Genomic DNA, 21,215 nt, shown 5'->3' on the forward strand with positions numbered 1-21,215 from the left:
GCCAGACATGGCGGCCCTTTTGCATGGAGCGACGAGAACACCTCAGTCGATCTCATGCACCACCGTGCGCGTGGCGGGGTCGACCAGCATCACGCGATTGTTCGAGTAGACATAGCGATACTTCGTCACTGACGGGCCCCAATCCGAAGGCACTGCCTCGAGTTCGACCTCGGTCGGCACCTTGGCGCCCACCACGATCCTTTCTCGTGTTTCCACCGGCCGGATCTTGTGCTCGGTCACGTAGCTCTTGATCTTCGTGCGATACTCCGGCTCGATCCGAATTGTTGCGCCCGCAGTTCCGGTCGTCGTGTCGGGAGTGATGACCGTGGTTTGAGCGTTGGCCATGGTCGCAATCAGCGACCCTGCCGCCGCCAAAATAAGCAGCTTCTTCATCGGGTCCTCCTCAAGCCGCGTCAGCGCGGCATCAGGAAAAACGGTTTCCGAGCGTCCTTGTTCCGCCGGAACGACCGCCTTCACATCGTTGCTGCCTACACCGGCGCGACGCCTTCGACGAAAACCAGACGGCGATCCAGCGCGGTCTGCCGCACTCTCAATGCCTTGGCATATTCCGGCGAGCCGTACCATTCGCGCAAACGCTCCATCGTCGGAAATTCGACGATGATGATGGTTTTCGGTGGCGGGCCGCCTTCGATCAAAGTTGCGGCGCCGCCACGCACGAGATAGCGGCCGCCATACTGTGCAATCGCCTTGGCCGCCATGCTGCGATAGCTCTCGAAGTCAGTAGCATCGCGCATCTCGACTTCGGAAATAGCGTAGGCTGACATCATCCACCTCGCGCATGGTGTTTGCGCATCACCGGATTTCGACGATCTCCGCTTCGCCTCCGGCGATGACGACGACGTCGCCGACACCCTTGCCGAACAGCGCGCGCGCCAGCGGCGAGCCATGCGAGATCGTGCCGTGTGCGGGCTCGGCCTCGTCTTCGCCGACGATCCGGAACGTCTGTTGCCGGTCGTCCTCGCGCACGATGGTGACGGTGTGGCCGAAGCGCACGACGGAATTGTCTGATGGCTCGGGGGCCACCCTTGCCGTGGCGCGGCGAGCATTCCAATAGCGGAAGTCACGGCGGGCGCTGGCCAGCGCCGCGCGATCGCCGGCGGATTGCGCCGCAGCCTGGGCCGCGGCCAACGCCTGCTCGATCCGGCGGAGACCTTCAGCCGTCACGTCGTTCGGAAGTTCGGAGATTGGCCGGTCAGGCAGATCTTCGACGTCCTCGGTGTCCTTGACGAACGCCCTACTCATAGATGTCAAACGTTTGGCGGCCCGAGACGGTTCCTATGAAAGCCGTGCCGGGAAGAGAGCAGTTCCTTAGCTCTTGGCTCCAGTCAAGACCGCGACATCTCGCTTACCGTCAAAGAGCCCCTCGAGTTCCTGGGCGAACCTATCGACAGCGGCATACTCGGTCGTGAACCGAATAGTAGCCAAATTCTGGAGATCAGCATCAGGCGTTGTCCAGACCTCCGAGGAAAGATCGACGTGCACGAGCAGCGTTCCACGGCTGTCGTATGGCTTAACAGCAATCCTGAGATGGCATTGCTCCAAACTTGCTGGATTCTCCTTGCTCCAGAAGCCACCTTCGATGAGCGCTGGAGTGGTCGCCGTCAGCGGAAAAGATCTGAGGGCGGCAACGAAAGTTCGTATCACGTCGTCTGGATTAAACCACGCTGCCCCCCGAGCCGAGAATTCACCTGATTTCACTGTCGCGATGATCTTGCCAGTCCCATCATCATCGGCCTCATAAGCGATCCGCAATTCCGATGCATTCATTCAGCGAACTCCAATAACGCCTCTGCGATAGTTGCACCGCATTGCATCGGTTCGGAAAAGCGTACACGCTTGGACGGCAAATAAAAAAGCGGCGCTTTTGGCGCCGCTTTTGAAAACTGCGATTTGGAGGAGTTACGCCGCTTCGGCGGACTTCTCCTCCACCGGACCAGAATCCTGGCCCTTGGCGTCGACGTCGCGGTCGACGAATTCGATCACGGCCATCGGGGCGTTGTCGCCGTAGCGGAAGCCGGCCTTGATGATGCGGGTATAGCCGCCTTGGCGGTCCTTGTAGCGAGGCGCCAGCGTGTCGAACAGCTTCTTGACCTGGTCGACGTCGCGCATTTCGGAGATCGCCTGGCGGCGCATGGCCAGCCCGCCCTTCTTGCCGAGGGTAACGAGCTTCTCGACGATCGGGCGCAGTTCCTTGGCCTTCGGCAGCGTGGTGACGATCTGCTCGTGCTTGATCAGCGCGGCGCACATGTTGGCGAACATCGCGCGGCGATGCTCGGCGGTGCGGTTGAGCTTACGATGAACCTTGCCGTGACGCATTGGTGTATTCCTTGATTTGTCTTCGTCGCGACGGTTCGTCGGACTTGTTGCTCAGGTGGGCTGCCTGCGTTCGCCCCAGTGTGGCGAGTAGCGAATTTTCTATTCGCTATTCGCCACTCCCTATTCGCTCAGTAGTGATCCTCGAAGCGCTTGGCGAGCTCGTCGATGTTCTCCGGCGGCCAGCCCGGCACTTCCATGCCGAGATGCAGACCCATCTGGGCCAGCACTTCCTTGATCTCGTTCAGCGACTTGCGGCCGAAGTTCGGGGTGCGGAGCATTTCCGCTTCCGATTTCTGCACGAGGTCGCCGATATAGACGATGTTGTCGTTCTTCAGGCAGTTTGCCGAACGCACCGACAGCTCGAGCTCGTCGACCTTCTTGAGGAACGCCGGGTTGAAGGCGAGATCGGGGATGATCTCCTGCGCGACTTCCTTGCGCGGCTCTTCGAAGTTCACGAACACGTTGAGCTGATCCTGCAGGATGCGCGCGGCATAGGCCACCGCGTCCTCCGGCGAGATCGCGCCGTTGGTCTCGATCGTCATGGTCAGCTTGTCGTAGTCGAGGATCTGGCCCTCGCGGGTGTTCTCGACCTTGTAGGAGACCTTGCGCACGGGCGAGAACAGGCTGTCGACCGGGATCAGGCCGATCGGCGCATCCTCGGGCCGGTTGCGCTCGGCAGCGACGTAGCCCTTGCCGGCGGCGACCGTGAACTCCATGCGGATCTCAGCGCCCTCGTCCAGCGTGCAGATCTGCAGCTCGGGATTGAGCACCACGATGTCGCCGACTGTCTGGATGTCACCGGCGGTGACGACGCCCGGACCCGACTTCTTCACGACCATGCGCTTGGGGCCTTCGCCCTGCATCTTGATCGAGATGTCCTTGATGTTGAGCACGATGTCGGTGACGTCCTCGCGAACGCCCGCGATCGAGGAGAACTCGTGCAGCACGCCGTCGATGTGCACCGACTGCACGGCGGCGCCCTGCAGCGACGACAACAGGATGCGGCGCAGCGCGTTACCGAGTGTCTGGCCGAAACCGCGCTCGAGCGGCTCGGCGACGACGGTCGCAAACCGGGTCGCATCGCCGCCCGGCGTTACCTGCAGCTTGTTCGGTCGAATAAGTTCTTGCCAATTTTTCTGGATCGTCACTTTATCACCCCTTCGGGTCAATAGACCGGCCAGTCGATCTGCCTGCAGATCACTGGCGTTGGAGATCGCGGATCAGTCCGCGGAAAATTCCAAAAGCAATCGCGAGCGGCACAACCGCCCGCGACCAGATATCAAACGCGCCGGCGCTTGCGCGGACGGCAACCATTGTGCGGGATCGTCGTCACGTCGCGGATAGACGTGACGGTGAAGCCCGCGGCCTGCAGCGCGCGAAGCGCCGATTCGCGGCCCGAACCGGGGCCGGCAACTTCCACTTCCAGCGTGCGCATGCCGTGTTCCTGCGCCTTCTTGGAAACGTCTTCGGCCGCGACCTGCGCGGCATAGGGGGTCGACTTGCGCGATCCCTTGAAACCCATCGTGCCGGCCGAGGACCAGGCAATGGTATTGCCTTGCGCGTCGGTGATGGTGATGGTCGTGTTGTTGAAGGACGAATTCACGTGCGCGATGCCGGAGGCGATGTTCTTGCGTTCGCGACGGCGGACGCGGGTGGCTTCCTTGCCCATTACCTTAAAACCTTCCTGTGATCTCAAACGCCGCCGTACTGCCAGCGGCTACACCTAAAAACGCGAGTGGCGAATGGCGAGTAGCGAATAGATTTCTATTCGCCATTCCCTATTCGCAATTCGCCGAATTACTTCTTCTTGCCGGCGATCGACTTGGCCGGGCCCTTGCGCGTGCGCGCGTTGGTGTGGGTGCGCTGACCGCGCACCGGAAGACCGCGGCGATGACGCAGGCCGCGATAGCAGCCGAGATCCATCAGGCGCTTGATGTTGATGCCGGTCTCGCGGCGAAGGTCGCCTTCGACGAGATAGTCGCGGTCGATGACTTCGCGGATCTGCAGGACTTCCTGGTCGCTCAACTGGCTGACGCGACGATCAGCCGGGATCTTGACCTTCTCCATGATCTCGGACGCGTTCTTCTGGCCGATGCCATGGATGTACTGGAGCGCGATCAGAACGCGCTTGTTGGTCGGGATATTCACGCCGGCAATACGGGCCACGGACTTCTCTCCTGTCGCCGATCCCTCATGGATCGGGCTATGTTCTTGCTAACTCGGGCAGGTGTCCGCAAACGCGAACACGACGCCCTCCCCTCATCTCTTTCGGGGCCCGGCATCGTCATAAAACTATCCGACTTGGATGCGGGGCTTATTAAAGGATTCAACTCGGTTTCGTCAACCGCCTCTATCGCTTAGCTCGCTTTTTCGTGACCTTTTTGGCAGCCTTGCGGACGGTCTTTTGGGCCCCCGCGCCCCCTCGCCCTCTGGCCGCCGAAACGGCCTTCCGAGCAGTCTTCTTGTTGCCAGCCGCTTTGGCTCCCCTGGAGGCCGATTTGGCGGCCTTACGCGCCGTTTTGACGGCCTTCTTGGCGGTTTTGGCGGCCTTTTTGGCCGCTGGCCTGGCGGTCTTCCGTGCCTTGGCCTTCCGGGCCGGCGCCACCTTGGGTTCCAGCGCGCCGACAGCGGAGAGGATCCGGTTAACCTCCCGGGTTACCTGCTCGATGGTCATCATCCCGTCGACGGTCGCGAGCTTCCGCCGCTCGGAATAGTAGTGAATCAGCGGCTCGGTCTGCGACCGGTAGGCAGCGAGCCGTTTGGTCAGCACTTCCGGCGTGTCGTCAACACGCACCTCCTCGCCGCGCGCCAGCATCTCGGCGACGCGGGTTTCGACGCGCTGTAGCAGCGCGCTCTCATTGACGCGCAGTTCGACCACCGCGTCGAGCTTGAGATGCTTTTTCTTTAAGAGCTCATCCAGCGCCTCGGCCTGCGGTACGGTACGCGGGAACCCATCGAGGACGAAGCCTTTGGCCGCGTCCGGCTGATCGATTCTGTCAGAAATGATTCCGACTACGACGTCATCAGGCACAAGCTGGCCGTTTGCCATGAGGTCCTTGGCCTTCAACCCGACCGGCGTCTCGGCGGCCACAGCCGCGCGCAGCATCTCGCCGGTCGAGAGCTGCACAATCCCATAGCGCTGCACCAGCCGCTGTGCCTGGGTACCCTTCCCCGACCCCGGCGGTCCCAAAAGGATCAATCTCATGACTGCTCGCCCCCGGCTTGGTGAGCGAAACACCGCACACCTTGTATTGAATTTCAGAGCGCTCCGCTGGTCAGCGGCGGCGGCCCCTCAGCTTGGATTTCCGGATCAGCCCCTCATACTGATGGGCCAACAGATAACCCTGCACCTGCGCCACCGTATCCATGGTCACGCTGACGACGATCAGAAGCGAGGTGCCGCCGAAATAGAACGGCACCGAGGCGTAGGAAATCAGGATTTCGGGAATCAGACACACGATCGCCAGATAGATCGCACCAAGCACCGTGATCCGCGACAGCACATAGTCGATATATTCCGCGGTGCGCTCGCCCGGGCGGATGCCGGGAATGAAACCGCCGTGCTTCTTTAGATTGTCTGCCGTCTCGGTCGGATTGAACACGATCGCGGTGTAGAAGAAGGCGAAGAACACGATCAGCGCCAGATAGAGGAACAGGAACAGCGGACGGCCGTGGCTGAGCTGGGTGTTGAGCCACTGGAACCATTCCGGCCCCTTGCCGGCGTTGAAGTTCGCAACCGTCGCCGGCAGCAGCAACAGCGACGAGGCGAAGATCGGCGGAATGACGCCCGAGGTGTTGAGCTTGAGCGGCAGATGCGAGGACTGCCCCTCGAACATCTTGTTGCCCACCTGGCGCTTCGGATACTGGATCAGAAGCCTGCGCTGCGCGCGCTCCATGAACACGATGAAGGCGATCACGGCGACCGCCATCACGATCACGATCAGGATCAAGCCGGTCGAGAGCGCTCCCTGGCGTCCCAGTTCGAGCATGTTGGCGAGCGCCGAGGGCAACTCGGCAACGATGCCGGCCAGAATGATCAGCGAAATGCCGTTACCGATGCCGCGCGAGGTAATTTGCTCGCCGAGCCACATCAGAAACATGGTGCCGCCGGTCAGCGTGATCGTGGTGGAAATCAGGAAGAACATCCCGGGCTCGCTGACCACGTTGCCGGCGCCCTGAAGTCCGATCGCGATGCCGTAGGCCTGAAACGTGGCGAGGATCACCGTGAGGTAGCGGGTATACTGGTTCAGGGTCTTGCGGCCCGCCTCGCCTTCCTTCTTCAAGGCTTCGAGCTTGGGCGATACCGTCGTCAGAAGCTGAATGATGATCGATGCCGAGATGTACGGCATGATGTTCAGCGCGAAGATCGCCATGCGGTTGATGCCGCCGCCGGCGAACATGTTGAACATGCCGAGAATGCCGCCGGCCTGCGACTTGAACACCTGCTCCCAGGCCGCGGGATCGATGCCGGGCAGCGGGATATAGGTACCGAGCCGATAAACAAGCAGCGCACCCAGCGTAAACCAGATGCGCTTCTTCAGTTCGTCGGCTTTGGCCAAAGCGCCGAAATTGAGGTTTGCCGCAAGTTGTTCTGCTGCTGAGACCATGTTCAGGCTTTCTCCCGCCGCCTCCCAGGCCGACGCCCCTTCCCGGGCAATCGGTAGACGCCGGACATTATTTGGTGCGCGGCTTCGATAAGTCCACCGGTCTATGCCCGCGATCAGGCGGGCATGACGCAGATGTTACGCCGCCTCGCCTTCCTTCTTGGCCGGGGCCAGGATCTTCACCGTGCCGCCGGCCTTCTCGACCGCCGCAACCGCGGACTTCGAGGCGCCGTGCACCTCGATCGCGAGCTTGGCCTTGAGTTCGCCGCGGCCGAGCAGCCGCAGGCCGTCCTTGGCACGGCGAATCACGCCGGCCTTCACCAGCGACTCGACGGTCACGGTTTCCTTGGTGTCGACCAGCTTGGCGTCGATCGCCTCTTGCAGCCGGTCGAGATTGATCTCGGCAAAGTCGAGCCGGAAGATGTTGTTGAAGCCGCGCTTCGGCAGGCGGCGATGCAGCGGCATCTGGCCGCCCTCGAAGCCCTTGATGCGCACGCCCGAACGCGCGGTCTGGCCCTTGCCGCCGCGGCCCGAAGTCTTGCCCTTGCCGGAACCGATGCCACGGCCGACGCGCATGCGCTTCTTGCGCGAGCCGGCGTTGTCGGCGATATCGCTGAGCTTCATCGCCCTGTCTCCTTACTTACTTCTCGCCGACGATGCGGACGAGATGTTGAACCTTGCTGATCATGCCGCGAACTTCAGGGGTGTCCTGCAGCTCGGCAACCCGGCCGATCTTGTTGAGCTTGAGGCCGATCAGCGTCGAACGCTGCGAGTGGTGGCGGCGGATCGCGCTGCCGGTCTGCTCGACCTTGATCGTCTTTGCGGCCTTGGCCATCGTCTTAACTCCAAAGAGCGCTTGAAATTCGCGCCGGTTATTCAGCCACCACTTCGGCGTCGCCGCCGACGCGGCGCGATTGCAGCGTGGACACCTTGATGTTGCGGCGCGCCGCAACCGAACGCGGCGAATCCTGATGCTTCAGCGCGTCGAAGGTCGCGCGAACCATGTTGTAGGGATTCGACGAGCCGATCGACTTCGCCACCACGTCCTGGATGCCGAGCGTCTCGAACACCGCGCGCATCGGGCCGCCGGCGATGATGCCGGTACCGGCCGGAGCGGCGCGCAGGTAGACGCGGCCGGCGCCGTGACGGCCGGCGATGTCGTGATGCAGCGTGCGGCCTTCGCGCAGCGCCACGCGCGTCAGATTGCGCTTGGCCGACTCGGTCGCCTTGCGGATCGCCTCGGGCACTTCGCGCGCCTTGCCGTGGCCGAAACCGACCCGGCCCTTCTGGTCGCCGATTACGACCAGCGCCGCAAAGCCGAAGCGCTTGCCGCCCTTGACGACCTTCGCCACGCGATTGATGTGGACGAGCTTGTCGACGAACTCGCTGTCGCGCTCCTCGCGATCCCTGCTCCGTTCGCGTCCGCCGCGTTCGCGTTCACCTGCCATGGTGTTTTCCAATCTTTAGGGGAAGAAAGCCCCTGTCCTCGTAATTATCCAAAACCGTTTCGTTAGAAGCTCAGTCCGCTCTCGCGGGCGGCGTCCGCGAGCGCTTTGACGCGCCCGTGGTAGAGATAGCTGCCGCGATCGAACACCACTTCCTTGACGCCGTTCTTCACGGCGCGTTCCGCCAGCAGCTTGCCGACGGCTTTGGCCGCATCGATGTTGGCGCCGGTGTTGCCGGCCTCGCGCATGGCCTTTTCCAGCGACGAGGCGGAAGCCAGCGTCTCGCCCTTCAGGTCGTCGATGACCTGGGCGTAGATGTGCTTCGACGAACGGAACACCGACAGACGCGGGCGTCCATTGGCGGACCGGCGCAGCGAGTTGCGCACTCGCTGCTTGCGCCGGGCATTCGTGACCTTGAGTGACATGACCGGCTCCGTTACTTCTTCTTGCCTTCCTTGCGGAAGATGAATTCATTGGCGTACTTCACGCCCTTGCCCTTGTAAGGCTCCGGCGGACGGTAGGCGCGGATCTCGGCGGCGACCTGCCCGACGCGCTGGGAATCGGTGCCCGAAATCGTGATCTCGGTCGGCTTCGGCACCGCGATGGTGATGCCTTCCGGGATCGCATAGACCACGTCGTGGCTGTAGCCGAGCGCGAGTTGCAGGTTCTTGCCCTGCATCGCGGCGCGATAGCCGACGCCGGTGATCTCGAGCTTCTTCTCAAAGCCCTTGGTGACGCCCTCGACCAGGTTCGCCACCTGCGCGCGCGCGGTGCCATACATGGCCTGCGCGCGATTGGTCTTGAACTTCGGCGCGACCTTGACCTCGCCCTTCTCGAACTTCACCTCGACGTCGTCATGCACGACGAACTGAAGCTGGCCCTTCGGCCCCTTCACCTTGACGGTCTGTCCCTCGACGGTCGCCGTCACACCGGACGGGATCGCCACAGGCCGTTTGCCAACACGTGACATGGCTAAAAATCCTTCCTCAGAACACCGTGAAGAGAACTTCGCCGCCCACATTCGCGTCTCGCGCGGCGTGGTCGGCCATGATTCCCTTCGGCGTCGACAACACCGAAATGCCGAGACCGTTGTTCACGCGCGGCAGGTTCTTCACCGAGGCGTAAACCCGGCGGCCCGGCTTCGAGACCCGCTCGATCTCGCGAATGACGGGCTCGCCGTCGAAATACTTCAACTCGATCTCGAGTTCGCTGCGGCCCGAAGCATGCTCCACGCTGGCATAGCCGCGGATATAGCCCTCGGCCTTCAGCACTTCGAGCACGCTGGCGCGCATCTTCGAGCCCGGGGTCGAGACCTTGGACTTCGAACGCATCTGCGCGTTGCGGATGCGGGTGATGAGATCGGAGATCGGATCGTGCGTTGACATCGTGACGACCCTCCTTACCAGCTCGACTTCACGAGCCCGGGAACCAGGCCCTTGGAGCCGAGTTCACGCAGCGCGATGCGGGAAAGTTTGTTCTTGCGGTAGTTCGAGCGCGGACGGCCGGTCAGTTCGCAGCGGTTGCGAATCCGCGTGGTCGACGAGTTGCGCGGCATCTGGGCGAGCTTCAGCGTCGCCGCAAACCGCTCTTCCATCGGCTTGGTCTTGTCGGCGATGATCGCCTTCAGCTTCGCACGCTGCGGGGCGGCGTTCTTGGCCATCCGCTTGCGCCGGTTGTTCTTCTCGATCGAACTCTTCTTTGCCATGCTTGGCTCCTGGGTTTCCGCGTTTGAGAGGCTTAGCTGCGTCTCACTGCCGGAACGGGAAATTGAATGCGGTCAACAAGGCGCGCGCCTCGTCGTCGGTCTTCGCCGTGGTGCAGACCGTGATGTCCATGCCGCGGGCTTCCGAAACCTTGTCGAAATCGATTTCGGGGAAAATGATGTGCTCCTTGAGGCCGAGCGAGTAGTTGCCGCGGCCATCGAAGCTCTTCGGATTGAGGCCACGGAAGTCGCGCACGCGCGGCAACGCCACGTTCACCAGGCGATCGATGAACTCGTACATCCGCGCTTTGCGCAGCGTGACCTTGCAGCCGATCGGCTGGTTCTCGCGCAGCTTGAAGGTCGCGATCGCGATCCGCGAATAGGTCACGATCGCCTTCTGGCCGGCGATCTGCGTCAGTTCGCCAGCCGCGGTTTCGGCCTTTTTGCGGTCGTTGACGGCGTCGCCGACGCCCATGTTGAGCACGACCTTGTCCAGCCGCGGCACCTGCATGACGTTGGCATAGCCGAACTGTTCGGTCAGCTTGCCGCGAATGCTCTTGTCATACTCCGCGCGCAGGCGCGGCACGTAAGCCGTATCAGCCATCGATCTCTGCTCCCGAGCTCTTGGCAACGCGTACCTTCTTGCCATCGGCCTGAATCTTGAATCCTATGCGGGTCGGCTTTCCGTCCTTGCCGACATAGGCGATGTTGGACAGGTGGATCGGCGACTCCTTGGAGATGATGCCGCCTTCCTGGTTCTGGGTCTGCTTCTGGTGACGCTTCACCATGTTGACGCCGCGCACCAACGCCTTGTTCTCGGCGGGGCGGACCTCGAATACTTCGCCGGTGCGACCCTTGTCGCGACCGGTCAGCACCATGACCTTGTCACCTTTCCGGATCTTGGCAGCCATCACAGCACCTCCGGCGCAAGCGAAATGATTTTCATGTGGTTCTTGGCGCGAAGCTCGCGCGGCACCGGCCCGAAGATACGGGTGCCGACCGGCTCCGACTGGTTGTTGATCAAGACGGCGGCGTTGCGGTCGAAGCGGATAACCGAACCGTCGGCGCGGCGGATGTCCTTGCGGACGCGCACCACGACGGCCTTCATCACGTCGCCCTTCTTCACCTTGCCGCGCGGAATCGCTTCCTTGATCGACACGACGATAACGTCGCCCACGGTGGCATAGCGGCGCTTGGAGCCCCCCAGCACCTTGATGCACATGACACGGCGTGCGCCTGAATTGTCGGCCACGTCGAGGTTGGTCTGCATCTGAATCATTGATGCACCTCGTCCTCTTTCTGATGCGCTCGAATTAGCGCCTAAAATTTTCCCGATTACTCATCCGGCCAGGCCGAACGAATCTCAGGCGGTTTTCTTCTGTTCGCCCCGGACCACGGTCCAGCGCTTCAACTTCGAGATCGGCTTGCTCTCCTCGATCCACACCATGTCGCCCGGCTTGAACTCGCTGTTCTCGTCGTGCGCGTGGTAGTTCTTGGAGCGGCGGATCGTCTTCTTGTAGATCGGATGGGTGAAGCGGCGATCGACGCGCACCACCACCGTCTTGGCTTGCTTGTCGCTCACGACCACGCCCTGAAGGGTACGTTTCGGCATAATACGGCCTCTTACTTCTTCTTCGCGCGAACCTGCGCGGCGATGGTCTTGATGCGGGCGATATCGCGGCGGGCTTCGCGCAGCCGCGAGGTGTTTTCCAACTGCCCGGTGGCGCGCTGGAAACGCAGGTTGAAGCGTTCCTTCTTCAGATTGAGGACGGCATCCTCCCTCTGGTCGTCGCTCATCGCGCGGATGTCTTCAACTTTCATCGGGGCCATGAGTGTTACTCCGCAATGCGCGCGACGAAGCGCGTCTTGATCGGCAGCTTGGCGGCGGCGAGCGTGAGCGCTTCCTTCGCGGTCTGCACGTTGACGCCGTCGATCTCGAAAATCACCCGGCCGGGCTTGACCCGCGCCACCCACAATTCCGGCGTGCCCTTGCCGGAACCCATGCGGACTTCGGCGGGCTTCTTCGACACTGGCACGTCCGGGAACACGCGGATCCAGACGCGGCCGGCGCGCTTCATGTGGCGGGTCAGCGCGCGGCGCGCGGCTTCGATCTGGCGGGCAGTGACGCGCTCGGGCGCCATCGCCTTCAGGCCGAACTGGCCGAACGACAACGTCGCACCCGAAGTCGCAACGCCGTGGATACGGCCCTTATGCGCCTTCCGGAACTTCGTTTTCTTTGGTTGCATCATGGCTTTGAGCCCTCAAACCTTCCTAATGTCTCACGCTGCGGCGGTGTCGCGGCGCGGACGCGCGGTATCGCCTTCGGCCATCTTCTTGTCCTGGGCCATCGGATCGTGCTCGAGGATCTCGCCCTTGAAGATCCAGACCTTGACGCCGCAGGTGCCGAACGTGGTGAACGCCGTCGCCACGCCGTAATCGACGTCGGCGCGCAGCGTGTGCAGCGGCACGCGGCCCTCGCGATACCACTCCATGCGCGCGATTTCGGCGCCGCCGAGACGGCCCGAGCAGTTGATGCGGATGCCTTCGGCGCCAAGGCGCATCGCCGACTGCACCGCCCGCTTCATGGCGCGGCGGAAAGCGACGCGGCGCTCGAGCTGCTGGGCGATCGATTCGGCAACCAGGGTGGCATCGAGTTCGGGCTTGCGGATTTCGACGATGTTGATCACGACGTCGGAAGCCGTGATGTCGGCAACCCGCTTGCGCAGCTTGTCGATGTCGGCGCCCTTCTTGCCGATCACGACGCCCGGACGCGCCGAGTGGATCGTCACGCGGCACTTCTTGTGCGGACGCTCGATCACGATGCGGGCGACAGCCGCCTGCTTGAGCTCCTTGTGCAGGATCTCGCGGATCTTGACGTCTTCATGCAAGAGCTTGCCGTACTCGTTCTTGCCGGCGAACCAGCGCGAATCCCACGTGCGGTTGATGCCGAGACGCAGTCCGATTGGATTGATCTTTTGACCCATCGTTTTCTCCCGCGCCGCTTTAAGCGCTTGCCTCGGCCTCGACCTGACGAACCACGATGGTCAGGTGCGAGAACGGTTTATAGATACGGCCCGAACGGCCACGGCCGCGGGGCGAAAAACGCTTCATGACGATGCCGTTGCCGACATGGGCCTCGGCGACGACGAGATCGTCGACTTCGAGGTCATGGTTGTTCTCGGCGTTCGCGATCGCCGATTCCAGGCACTTCTTGACGTCGACCGCGATCCGCTTGCGCGAGAACTGCAGGTCGGCGAGCGCAGCAGACGCCTTCCGGCCGCGGATCAACTGCGCGACAAGATTGAGCTTCTGCGGGCTGACGCGCAGCATCCGGGCGACTGCCTTGGCCTCGTTGTCCGCGAGGCTACGTTCGCGCTTTGGTTTGCTCATCGTCTATTCCTCAAGCCTTCTTGGCTTTCTTGTCGCCAGAGTGGCCATGGAAGGTACGGGTCGGCGAGAACTCGCCGAACTTGTGACCCACCATTTCCTCGTTGACCGAGACCGGCACGTGCTTCTGGCCGTTGTAGACGCCGAACACCAGGCCGACGAACTGCGGCAGGATGGTCGAGCGGCGGCTCCAGATCTTGATGACGTCGTGACGGCCGGACGCGCGCGCAGCATCTGCCTTCTTGAGCAGAGAGGCTTCGACGAACGGGCCTTTCCAGACTGAACGAACCATGTCCGGCGTTCCTTACTTCTTCCGCTTGTGGCGGCTTAGGAGGATGAATCGATTGGTCGACTTATTCGAACGGGTCTTCTTGCCCTTGGTCGGCTTGCCCCACGGGGTAACCGGGTGGCGGCCGCCCGAGGTGCGGCCTTCGCCGCCGCCGTGCGGATGGTCGATCGGGTTCATGACGACGCCGCGGTTATGCGGACGCCAGCCCAGCCAGCGGGTGCGGCCGGCCTTGCCGATCGAAATGTTCATGTGATCGGGGTTCGACACCGCACCGATGGTGCCGCGGCAGCGGCCGTGCACCAGGCGCTGTTCGCCCGAGTTCAGGCGCAGAATGACGTATTCCTGGTCGCGGCCGACGATCTGGGCGTAGGTGCCGGCGGAACGGGCGATCTGGCCGCCCTTCCCGATCTTCATCTCGATGTTGTGGACGATGGTGCCGACCGGCATGTTGCCGAGCGGCATGACGTTGCCGGGCTTCACGTCGACATAGTTGCCGGCAACCACCGTGTCGCCCACGGCCAGCCGCTGCGGCGCCAGGATGTAGGCCTGCTCGCCGTCCTGATACTTGATCAGCGCGATGAACGCGGTGCGGTTCGGATCATATTCCAGCCGCTCGACGATGGCGGGCACGTCGACCTTGTTCCGCTTGAAGTCCACCAGGCGGTAGGCCTTCTTGTGGCCGCCGCCGCGGAAGCGCACGGTGATGCGGCCGGTGTTGTTGCGGCCGCCATTGCCGAGCTTGCCCTCGGTCAGCGCCTTCACCGGCTTGCCCTTGTAGAGCGCCGAACGGTCGACCATCACCAGTTGGCGCTGGCCCGGCGTCGTCGGATTGTATGTTTTCAATGCCATCGCTGTGTCGCCTTATAGTCCGGTGGTGACGTCGATGCGGTGGCCCTCTTCGAGGGTCACGACAGCCCGCTTGACGTCCGACTGCGAACCGAAATTGCCGCGGAACACCTTGGTCTTGCCCTTGCGGACCAGGGTGTTCACGCTCTTCACCTTGACGTCGAACAGCTTCTCGACGGCTTCCTTGATTTGCGGCTTGGTCGCCTTGCTGGCGACCTTGAACACGACCTTGTTGTGCTCGGACGCTACCGTCGCCTTTTCGGTGACGACGGGGGCTACGATCACGTCGTAATGGCGCGGATCGATATTCTTCATTTGAAGCGCGCCTCCAGCGCATCGACTGCCGCCTTCGTCAGCACGAGCTTCTGACGGCGCAGAATGTCGTAGACGTTGATGCCCTGGATCGGCAGCACGTCGATGTTCGGAATGTTGCGGGCCGCGGTCGCGAAACCGTTGTTGAGCTCGGCGCCGTCGATGATCAGCGCGTTGGTGAGCCCAAGGCCGTTGAAATGGCCGACCAGCGCCTTGGTCTTGGCTGCCTTGACCTGCGCGCTGTCGATCACGATCAGGCCGCCATCCTTGGCCTTCGCCGAGAGCGCATGCTTGAGCGCCAGCGCCCGCACCTTCTTCGGCAGGTCGGTCGCGTGGGAGCGAACCACCGGACCGAACGCACGGCCACCGCCGCGGAACTGCGGCACGCGGGCCGAGCCGTGACGGGCGCCGCCGGTGCCCTTCTGCTTGTACATCTTCTTGCCGGTGCGCCAGATTTCGGCGCGCCCCTTCGCCTTGTGCGTGCCGGCCTGGCGCTTGTTGAGCTGCCATTGCACGCAACGCTGGATGATGTCGGCGCGCGGCTCGAGACCGAAGATCGCGTCCGAGAGCTGGACCGATCCGGCTTCCTTACCTTCAAGCGTCGTGACTTTCAGTTCCATCTCACGCGCCCTCCTGCTCGGCCGGCGCAGCAGCAGCCTGCTCACCGCCAGCAACCCTAAACTTGCCGGGCTTCGGAGCTTCCTTCGGCAACGGCTTCTTCACGGCGTCGCGCACCGAGATCCAGCCGCCCTTGGAGCCGGGAACGGCACCCTCGACCAGGATCAGACCGCGCTCGACGTCGGTCTGCACCACACGCAAATTAAGCGTGGTGATGCGGTCGACACCCATGTGACCGGGCATCTTCTTGTTCTTGAAGGTTTTGCCGGGATCCTGACGTCCGCCGGTCGAACCGATCGAACGGTGCGAAACCGACACACCGTGGGTGGCGCGCAGGCCGCCGAAATTCCAGCGCTTCATGCCGCCGGCAAAGCCCTTACCAACCGAGGTGCCGGTGACGTCGACGAACTGGCCGACCACGAAATGGTCCGCCTGGATCTCGGCGCCAACCGGAATCAGCGCATCTTCCGAGACGCGAAATTCGGCGACTTTCCGCTTGGGCTCGACCTTGGCCGCGGCAAACTGGCCGCGCTCCGCCTTCGGCAGATACACGGTCTTGCGGGTACCCGCACCGAGCTGCAGCGCGACGTAACCGTTCTTTTCGGTCGTGCGGTGGCCCAGCACCTGGCAATTGCCCAGCTTCAGCACGGTCACAGGGATGTGTTCGCCGGCCTCCGTAAAGACCCGCGTCATCCCGACCTTTTGTGCGATCACTCCGGAGCGCATCGGCGTGCTTCCTGTTCTTTCTGTCCGCTAAAGTCGGACGAGCTAAAAAATCTCAGAGCTTGATCTCGACGTCGACACCGGCGGCCAGATCGAGCTTCATCAAAGCGTCGACGGTCTGCGGGGTCGGGTCGACAATATCGAGAAGGCGCTTGTGGGTGCGCATCTCGAATTGCTCGCGGCTCTTCTTGTCGACGTGTGGCGAACGGTTGACGGTGAACTTCTCGATGCGGGTGGGCAGCGGAATGGGTCCGCGAACCTGGGCACCGGTACGTTTCGCCGTGTTCACGATCTCGCGGGTCGACGTATCGAGGATTCGATGGTCGAACGCCTTGAGACGGATGCGAATATTTTGGCCGTTCATTGCCGTTTGTCTTTTCTTTGTCGCGTAGGGCGAGTGGTGAGCGGCGAATAGCGAATGGAACTGGTCCACTCGCTACTCGCCATTCCCTATTCGCTTATTCGATGATGGCGGCGACGACGCCGGCGCCGACGGTGCGGCCGCCTTCGCGGATCGCGAAGCGCAGCTTTTCTTCCATCGCGATCGGCACGATCAGGTGCACTTCCATCGCGATGTTGTCGCCCGGCATCACCATCTCGGTGCCTTCGGGCAGGTGCACGACGCCGGTCACGTCGGTGGTGCGGAAGTAGAACTGGGGCCGGTAGTTGGTGAAGAACGGGGTGTGACGACCGCCCTCTTCCTTGGTCAGGATGTAGGCCTCAGCCTTGAACTTGGTGTGCGGCTTGACCGAACCCGGCTTCGCCAGCACCTGGCCACGCTCGACTTCCTCGCGCTTGGTGCCGCGGAGCAGCGCGCCGATGTTGTCGCCGGCCTGGCCCTGATCGAGCAGCTTGCGGAACATTTCGACGCCCGTGACGATGGTCTTCTGGGTGTCGCGCAGGCCTACGATTTCGATTTCCTCGCCGACCTTGATGATGCCGCGCTCGACACGGCCGGTGACGACGGTGCCGCGGCCCGAGATCGAGAACACGTCTTCCACCGGCATCAGGAACGGCTGGTCGACCGGACGCTCCGGCTGCGGAATGTATTCGTCGACATTGCGCATCAGCTCGAGGATGGCGTCGTGGCCGAGCTTCTTGTCCTTGTCTTCGAGGGCGGCGAGCGCCGAGCCCTTGATGATCGGGATCTTGTCGCCCGGGAATTCATACTTCGAGAGCAGTTCGCGAACTTCGAGCTCGACGAGCTCGAGCAGCTCCGGATCGTCGACCATGTCGCACTTGTTCAGGAACACGACGAGCGCGGGGACGCCGACCTGACGGGCGAGCAGGATGTGCTCGCGGGTCTGCGGCATCGGGCCGTCGGCGGCCGACACGACCAGGATGGCGCCGTCCATCTGCGCCGCGCCGGTGATCATGTTCTTCACATAGTCGGCGTGGCCGGGGCAGTCGACGTGGGCATAGTGGCGGTTCTTCGTCTCATACTCGACGTGAGCGGTCGAGATGGTGATGCCGCGCGCCTTCTCTTCCGGCGCCTTGTCGATCTGGTCGTACGCCGTGAACGTCGCACCGCCGGTTTCAGCCAGCACCTTGGTGATCGCTGCGGTCAGCGATGTCTTGCCATGGTCGACGTGACCGATGGTTCCGATGTTGCAGTGCGGTTTAGTACGTTCAAACTTTGCTTTGGCCATTTGACTCTCCGTTCAGTCGTTAGCTTGCAACCAACGACAATCAGGCAAACTTCTTCTGGACTTCTGCCGACACGTTCGCCGGCGCTTCAGCGTAGTGATCGAATTGCATCGTGAAGGTCGCACGCCCCTGGCTCATCGAGCGCAGGTTATTCACGTACCCGAACATGTTCATGAGCGGCACCATCGCGTTGATGACGTTGGCGTTGCCCCGCATGTCCTGGCCCTGGATCTGGCCGCGCCGGGAATTCAGGTCGCCGATGACCGAACCGGTATAGTCTTCCGGGGTCACCACTTCGACCTTCATGATCGGCTCGAGCAGAACAGACTTGCCCTTCTGCAGCGCTTCGCGGAATGCCGCGCGCGATGCGATTTCGAAGGCCAGCGCCGACGAGTCGACGTCGTGGTACTTGCCGTCGACGAGTTGAACCTTGACGTCGACCACCGGGAAGCCGGCGACCACGCCCGAGCCCATCACGCTGTTGAGGCCCTTTTCGACGCCGGGGATGTATTCCTTCGGCACAGCGCCGCCGACGATCTTGGACTCGAACTCGTAGCCCTTGCCGGGCTCGTTCGGCTCCACGATGATCGACACTTCGGCGAACTGACCGGTACCGCCGGTCTGCTTCTTGTGCGTGTACTTGACTTCAGCGCGCTTGGTGACGCGCTCGCGGAACGCCACCTGCGGCGCGCCGATGTTGGCATCGACCTTGTAGGTGCGCTTGAGGATGTCGACCTTGATGTCGAGATGGAGTTCGCCCATGCCCTTCAAAATGGTCTGGCCGGACTCCTGGTCGGTCGACACGCGGAACGACGGATCTTCGGCAGCGAGCTTCGCCAACGCGACGCCGAGCTTTTCCTGGTCGGCCTTCGACTTCGGCTCGATCGCGATTTCGATCACCGGCTCCGGGAATTCCATCTTTTCCAGAATCACCGGCTTGTCGGGATCGCACAGCGTGTCACCGGTGCGCGCTTCCTTCAGGCCAGCCAGCGCGACGATGTCGCCGGCATAGGCTTCCTTGATGTCTTCGCGGTTGTTCGCATGCATCAACAGCATACGGCCGATACGCTCTTTCTTCTCGCGGGTCGAATTGATGACCCCGGTGCCCGACTGCAGGATGCCCGAATAGATGCGGCAGAAGGTGATGGTGCCGACGAACGGGTCGTCCATGATCTTGAACGCGAGCAGAGCCAGCGGCTCCTTGTCGTCGGCCTTGCGCACCACTTCGTTGCCGTCATCGTCGGTACCCTTGATCGCAGGCACGTCGATCGGCGACGGCAGGTAGTCGACGACGGCGTCGAGCAGCGGCTGCACGCCCTTGTTCTTGAACGCCGAGCCGCACAGCACCGGATAGAACGCGCCGGTCAGCACCGCCTTGCGGATCAGGCGCTTCAGCGTCGCCTCGTCCGGCTCCTTGCCGTCGAGGTAAGCGGCCATGGCGTCGTCGTCGAGCTCGACGGCGGCTTCCACCATCTTCTCGCGGTATTCCTTGGCCTGGTCGACGAGGTCGGCCGGGATGTCGACATAGTCGAACTTCGCGCCGAGCGATTCATCGTTCCAGATGATGCCCTGCATCTTCACGAGATCAACGAGACCCTTGAAGTTATTCTCGGCGCCGATCGGGAGCTGGATCGCGATCGGCTTGGCGCCGAGGCGGTCGACGATGTCGGCCAGACACTTGAAGAAGTCGGCGCCGGTCTTGTCCATCTTGTTGGCGAAGACGATGCGCGGAACCTTGTACTTGTCGCCCTGGCGCCACACGGTTTCGGTCTGCGGTTCGACGCCCTGGTTGGAATCGAGCACGCATACCGCGCCGTCGAGCACGCGCAGCGAACGCTCGACTTCAATGGTGAAGTCGACGTGGCCGGGGGTGTCGATGATGTTCAGCCGCTTGCCGTTCCAGAACGCGGTGGTCGCAGCCGAGGTGATCGTGATGCCACGCTCCTGCTCCTGCTCCATCCAGTCCATCGTCGCGGCACCTTCGTGCACTTCGCCGATCTTGTGGCTCTTGCCGGTGTAATAGAGGATGCGCTCGGTGGTCGTGGTCTTGCCGGCGTCGATATGCGCCATGATACCGAAGTTACGGTAGTCCTCGATGGCATGTTGGCGGGGCATGGGCTGTTCCTTAAATCCGGTCTTCGCCGTTACCAGCGATAATGCGAGAAGGCGCGGTTGGCTTCCGCCATCCGGTGCACGTCTTCACGCTTCTTGACGGCGTTTCCCCGGTTGTTCGACGCGTCGAGCAACTCGGCCGAGAGCCGCTCCGTCATCGTCTTTTCGTTGCGCTCGCGTGCGGCCGTGATCAGCCAGCGAATGCCCAGCGCCTGGCGGCGGACCGAACGCACTTCGACCGGCACCTGGTAGGTGGCGCCACCGACGCGGCGCGACCGTACTTCGATGGTCGGCATGACGTTTTCCAGCGCCTGCTCGAACACCGTGAGCGGCCCCTGCTTGGTCTTGGCCTCGATCATGGCGAGCGCGCCATACACGATGTTTTCGGCGGCGGACTTCTTGCCGTCGTACATGATCGAGTTCATGAACTTCGTAATGATGATGTTCCCGAACTTCGGATCCGGGTTGACTTCACGCTTTTCGGCAGAATGGCGACGAGACATCGTGTCAGTTCCCGCTTATTTCGGACGCTTCGCGCCGTACTTCGAACGACGCTGCTTACGGTTCTTGACGCCCTGGGTATCGAGGACGCCGCGGAGGATGTGGTAGCGCACGCCGGGCAAGTCCTTGACGCGGCCGCCGCGGATCATGACCACCGAGTGCTCCTGAAGGTTATGGCCTTCACCCGGGATGTAACCGATCACTTCGAAGCCGTTGGTCAGGCGCACCTTGGCGACCTTACGAAGCGCCGAGTTCGGCTTCTTCGGGGTCGTGGTGTAGACGCGCGTGCAAACGCCGCGCTTCTGCGGCGACTGCTGCAGCGCCGGCACCTTCTTGCGCGACTTCTGTACCGTACGCGGATTTGCGATCAGTTGGTTGATCGTCGGCATGTCAGCCTTCACCCTTTAGTTCACGCGAAAACCTGGAATGGCTTTCGTAAATTCTTCTCGGAACTAGCCGTTCCGTTCGGCCCGCCTCACGCGAAAAAAATCCGCGCAAAGCGAAATCGCGCCAACCACCCATCGCTGGGCGGAAAGCGCTTCGACGCCACAGAGGATCGCGAATTAAGGCCGATCAGCGTTCGCTGTCCGGCCCGCTACCGAGATCATGCACCCGAGTTCACTCTCAAGAGGACGTGCTCAAGAGAACTAAAATCGTCCTGGCATTGCCTAGCTATATGATCGACAGCGTTT

The 21,215-nt window shown here is 62.3% G+C and carries 35 protein-coding genes; all 35 read right to left on the minus strand.

Features of this window, described 5'->3' with window-relative positions:
- Positions 1–42 precede the first annotated feature (42 nt).
- Positions 43–393: a DUF1236 domain-containing protein gene (locus V1290_RS05105; RefSeq protein WP_334363348.1), complete on the minus strand. Its 351-nt coding sequence runs from the start codon at positions 391–393 to the stop codon at positions 43–45.
- A 95-nt stretch (positions 394–488) separates the two neighbouring features.
- Entirely contained in the window at positions 489–785 is a 297-nt protein-coding gene (locus tag V1290_RS05110) for a DUF1330 domain-containing protein (RefSeq protein WP_334363349.1), read from the minus strand.
- Positions 786–813: 28 nt separating this feature from the next.
- Positions 814–1,263, minus strand: a complete 450-nt coding sequence (gene greA, locus V1290_RS05115) for a transcription elongation factor GreA (protein ID WP_334363351.1) — start codon at positions 1,261–1,263, stop codon at positions 814–816.
- 66 nt (positions 1,264–1,329) lie between these two features.
- A complete protein-coding gene (locus tag V1290_RS05120; protein WP_334363352.1) occupies positions 1,330–1,788 on the minus strand; it encodes a hypothetical protein in 459 nt (152 codons plus the stop codon).
- A 132-nt stretch (positions 1,789–1,920) separates the two neighbouring features.
- Complete coding sequence (gene rplQ, locus V1290_RS05125) at positions 1,921–2,337, minus strand: 50S ribosomal protein L17 (RefSeq protein WP_028349036.1); 417 nt, start codon at positions 2,335–2,337, stop codon at positions 1,921–1,923.
- Positions 2,338–2,465: 128 nt separating this feature from the next.
- Positions 2,466–3,506, minus strand: coding sequence for a DNA-directed RNA polymerase subunit alpha (locus tag V1290_RS05130; protein WP_176722005.1), 1,041 nt, complete (start codon positions 3,504–3,506; stop codon positions 2,466–2,468).
- A 110-nt stretch (positions 3,507–3,616) separates the two neighbouring features.
- Positions 3,617–4,006 (minus strand): 30S ribosomal protein S11, encoded by a 390-nt coding sequence (gene rpsK, locus V1290_RS05135; protein WP_006021048.1) that lies wholly within the window; start codon positions 4,004–4,006, stop codon positions 3,617–3,619.
- A 128-nt stretch (positions 4,007–4,134) separates the two neighbouring features.
- Positions 4,135–4,503, minus strand: a complete 369-nt coding sequence (gene rpsM / locus V1290_RS05140) for a 30S ribosomal protein S13 (RefSeq protein ID WP_028349038.1) — start codon at positions 4,501–4,503, stop codon at positions 4,135–4,137.
- A 184-nt stretch (positions 4,504–4,687) separates the two neighbouring features.
- Positions 4,688–5,542, minus strand: coding sequence for an adenylate kinase (locus tag V1290_RS05145; RefSeq protein ID WP_334363354.1), 855 nt, complete (start codon positions 5,540–5,542; stop codon positions 4,688–4,690).
- A 70-nt stretch (positions 5,543–5,612) separates the two neighbouring features.
- Positions 5,613–6,944 (minus strand): preprotein translocase subunit SecY, encoded by a 1,332-nt coding sequence (gene secY / locus V1290_RS05150; protein WP_334363355.1) that lies wholly within the window; start codon positions 6,942–6,944, stop codon positions 5,613–5,615.
- A 135-nt stretch (positions 6,945–7,079) separates the two neighbouring features.
- Positions 7,080–7,565, minus strand: coding sequence for a 50S ribosomal protein L15 (gene rplO / locus V1290_RS05155; RefSeq protein ID WP_028349041.1), 486 nt, complete (start codon positions 7,563–7,565; stop codon positions 7,080–7,082).
- 16 nt (positions 7,566–7,581) lie between these two features.
- Entirely contained in the window at positions 7,582–7,776 is a 195-nt protein-coding gene (gene rpmD / locus V1290_RS05160; RefSeq protein ID WP_028349042.1) for a 50S ribosomal protein L30, read from the minus strand.
- Positions 7,777–7,813: 37 nt separating this feature from the next.
- Complete coding sequence (gene rpsE / locus V1290_RS05165) at positions 7,814–8,389, minus strand: 30S ribosomal protein S5 (RefSeq protein WP_028349043.1); 576 nt, start codon at positions 8,387–8,389, stop codon at positions 7,814–7,816.
- 62 nt (positions 8,390–8,451) lie between these two features.
- Positions 8,452–8,811 carry a 50S ribosomal protein L18 gene (gene rplR / locus V1290_RS05170; RefSeq protein WP_057843589.1) on the minus strand — a complete coding sequence of 120 codons (360 nt, stop codon included), beginning with the start codon at positions 8,809–8,811 and terminating at the stop codon, positions 8,452–8,454.
- Positions 8,812–8,822: 11 nt separating this feature from the next.
- Positions 8,823–9,356 (minus strand): 50S ribosomal protein L6, encoded by a 534-nt coding sequence (gene rplF, locus V1290_RS05175; RefSeq protein ID WP_028349045.1) that lies wholly within the window; start codon positions 9,354–9,356, stop codon positions 8,823–8,825.
- Positions 9,357–9,372: 16 nt separating this feature from the next.
- A complete protein-coding gene (gene rpsH / locus V1290_RS05180) occupies positions 9,373–9,771 on the minus strand; it encodes a 30S ribosomal protein S8 (RefSeq protein ID WP_028349046.1) in 399 nt (132 codons plus the stop codon).
- Between the two features lie 14 nt (positions 9,772–9,785).
- Entirely contained in the window at positions 9,786–10,091 is a 306-nt protein-coding gene (rpsN, locus tag V1290_RS05185; protein ID WP_028349047.1) for a 30S ribosomal protein S14, read from the minus strand.
- A gap of 43 nt (positions 10,092–10,134) precedes the next feature.
- Positions 10,135–10,692, minus strand: coding sequence for a 50S ribosomal protein L5 (gene rplE, locus V1290_RS05190; RefSeq protein ID WP_057843585.1), 558 nt, complete (start codon positions 10,690–10,692; stop codon positions 10,135–10,137).
- Positions 10,685–10,999 (minus strand): 50S ribosomal protein L24, encoded by a 315-nt coding sequence (gene rplX / locus V1290_RS05195; RefSeq protein WP_334363358.1) that lies wholly within the window; start codon positions 10,997–10,999, stop codon positions 10,685–10,687. Before rplX ends, rplE begins: the two co-directional genes overlap by 8 nt.
- Positions 10,999–11,367: a 50S ribosomal protein L14 gene (rplN, locus tag V1290_RS05200; protein ID WP_011473865.1), complete on the minus strand. Its 369-nt coding sequence runs from the start codon at positions 11,365–11,367 to the stop codon at positions 10,999–11,001. The genes rplX and rplN overlap by 1 nt, the downstream gene beginning before the upstream one ends.
- An 84-nt stretch (positions 11,368–11,451) precedes the next feature.
- Positions 11,452–11,700: a 30S ribosomal protein S17 gene (gene rpsQ, locus V1290_RS05205; protein WP_057843583.1), complete on the minus strand. Its 249-nt coding sequence runs from the start codon at positions 11,698–11,700 to the stop codon at positions 11,452–11,454.
- 11 nt (positions 11,701–11,711) lie between these two features.
- Positions 11,712–11,918, minus strand: a complete 207-nt coding sequence (gene rpmC, locus V1290_RS05210; RefSeq protein ID WP_028349051.1) for a 50S ribosomal protein L29 — start codon at positions 11,916–11,918, stop codon at positions 11,712–11,714.
- 5 nt (positions 11,919–11,923) lie between these two features.
- Positions 11,924–12,337 (minus strand): 50S ribosomal protein L16, encoded by a 414-nt coding sequence (gene rplP / locus V1290_RS05215; protein WP_057843582.1) that lies wholly within the window; start codon positions 12,335–12,337, stop codon positions 11,924–11,926.
- 30 nt (positions 12,338–12,367) lie between these two features.
- Positions 12,368–13,072 (minus strand): 30S ribosomal protein S3, encoded by a 705-nt coding sequence (gene rpsC, locus V1290_RS05220; RefSeq protein WP_057843581.1) that lies wholly within the window; start codon positions 13,070–13,072, stop codon positions 12,368–12,370.
- Between the two features lie 19 nt (positions 13,073–13,091).
- Positions 13,092–13,478: a 50S ribosomal protein L22 gene (gene rplV, locus V1290_RS05225; protein ID WP_028349054.1), complete on the minus strand. Its 387-nt coding sequence runs from the start codon at positions 13,476–13,478 to the stop codon at positions 13,092–13,094.
- A 10-nt stretch (positions 13,479–13,488) separates the two neighbouring features.
- Positions 13,489–13,767, minus strand: coding sequence for a 30S ribosomal protein S19 (gene rpsS, locus V1290_RS05230; protein ID WP_025588653.1), 279 nt, complete (start codon positions 13,765–13,767; stop codon positions 13,489–13,491).
- Positions 13,768–13,779: 12 nt separating this feature from the next.
- A complete protein-coding gene (gene rplB, locus V1290_RS05235; protein ID WP_334363359.1) occupies positions 13,780–14,613 on the minus strand; it encodes a 50S ribosomal protein L2 in 834 nt (277 codons plus the stop codon).
- 12 nt (positions 14,614–14,625) lie between these two features.
- Positions 14,626–14,925: a 50S ribosomal protein L23 gene (locus V1290_RS05240; protein ID WP_028349056.1), complete on the minus strand. Its 300-nt coding sequence runs from the start codon at positions 14,923–14,925 to the stop codon at positions 14,626–14,628.
- The gene (gene rplD, locus V1290_RS05245; RefSeq protein WP_334363360.1) at positions 14,922–15,542 is read right to left on the minus strand and encodes a 50S ribosomal protein L4; all 621 of its coding nucleotides are present in this window, start codon (positions 15,540–15,542) and stop codon (positions 14,922–14,924) included. Before rplD ends, V1290_RS05240 begins: the two co-directional genes overlap by 4 nt.
- A gap of 1 nt (position 15,543) precedes the next feature.
- A complete protein-coding gene (gene rplC, locus V1290_RS05250) occupies positions 15,544–16,266 on the minus strand; it encodes a 50S ribosomal protein L3 (RefSeq protein WP_057843579.1) in 723 nt (240 codons plus the stop codon).
- Positions 16,267–16,318: 52 nt separating this feature from the next.
- Positions 16,319–16,627, minus strand: coding sequence for a 30S ribosomal protein S10 (gene rpsJ / locus V1290_RS05255; protein ID WP_002712302.1), 309 nt, complete (start codon positions 16,625–16,627; stop codon positions 16,319–16,321).
- 94 nt (positions 16,628–16,721) lie between these two features.
- A complete protein-coding gene (tuf, locus tag V1290_RS05260) occupies positions 16,722–17,912 on the minus strand; it encodes an elongation factor Tu (RefSeq protein ID WP_161855313.1) in 1,191 nt (396 codons plus the stop codon).
- Positions 17,913–17,952: 40 nt separating this feature from the next.
- The gene (fusA, locus tag V1290_RS05265; protein WP_334363362.1) at positions 17,953–20,025 is read right to left on the minus strand and encodes an elongation factor G; all 2,073 of its coding nucleotides are present in this window, start codon (positions 20,023–20,025) and stop codon (positions 17,953–17,955) included.
- Between the two features lie 29 nt (positions 20,026–20,054).
- Positions 20,055–20,525, minus strand: a complete 471-nt coding sequence (rpsG, locus tag V1290_RS05270) for a 30S ribosomal protein S7 (protein ID WP_028349061.1) — start codon at positions 20,523–20,525, stop codon at positions 20,055–20,057.
- A 15-nt stretch (positions 20,526–20,540) separates the two neighbouring features.
- Positions 20,541–20,912 carry a 30S ribosomal protein S12 gene (gene rpsL / locus V1290_RS05275; protein WP_027536823.1) on the minus strand — a complete coding sequence of 124 codons (372 nt, stop codon included), beginning with the start codon at positions 20,910–20,912 and terminating at the stop codon, positions 20,541–20,543.
- Between the last annotated feature and the right edge of the window lie 303 nt (positions 20,913–21,215).

Origin of the sequence: Bradyrhizobium sp. AZCC 1578 (assembly GCF_036924675.1) — a bacterium.
GTDB lineage: Bacteria > Pseudomonadota > Alphaproteobacteria > Rhizobiales > Xanthobacteraceae > Bradyrhizobium.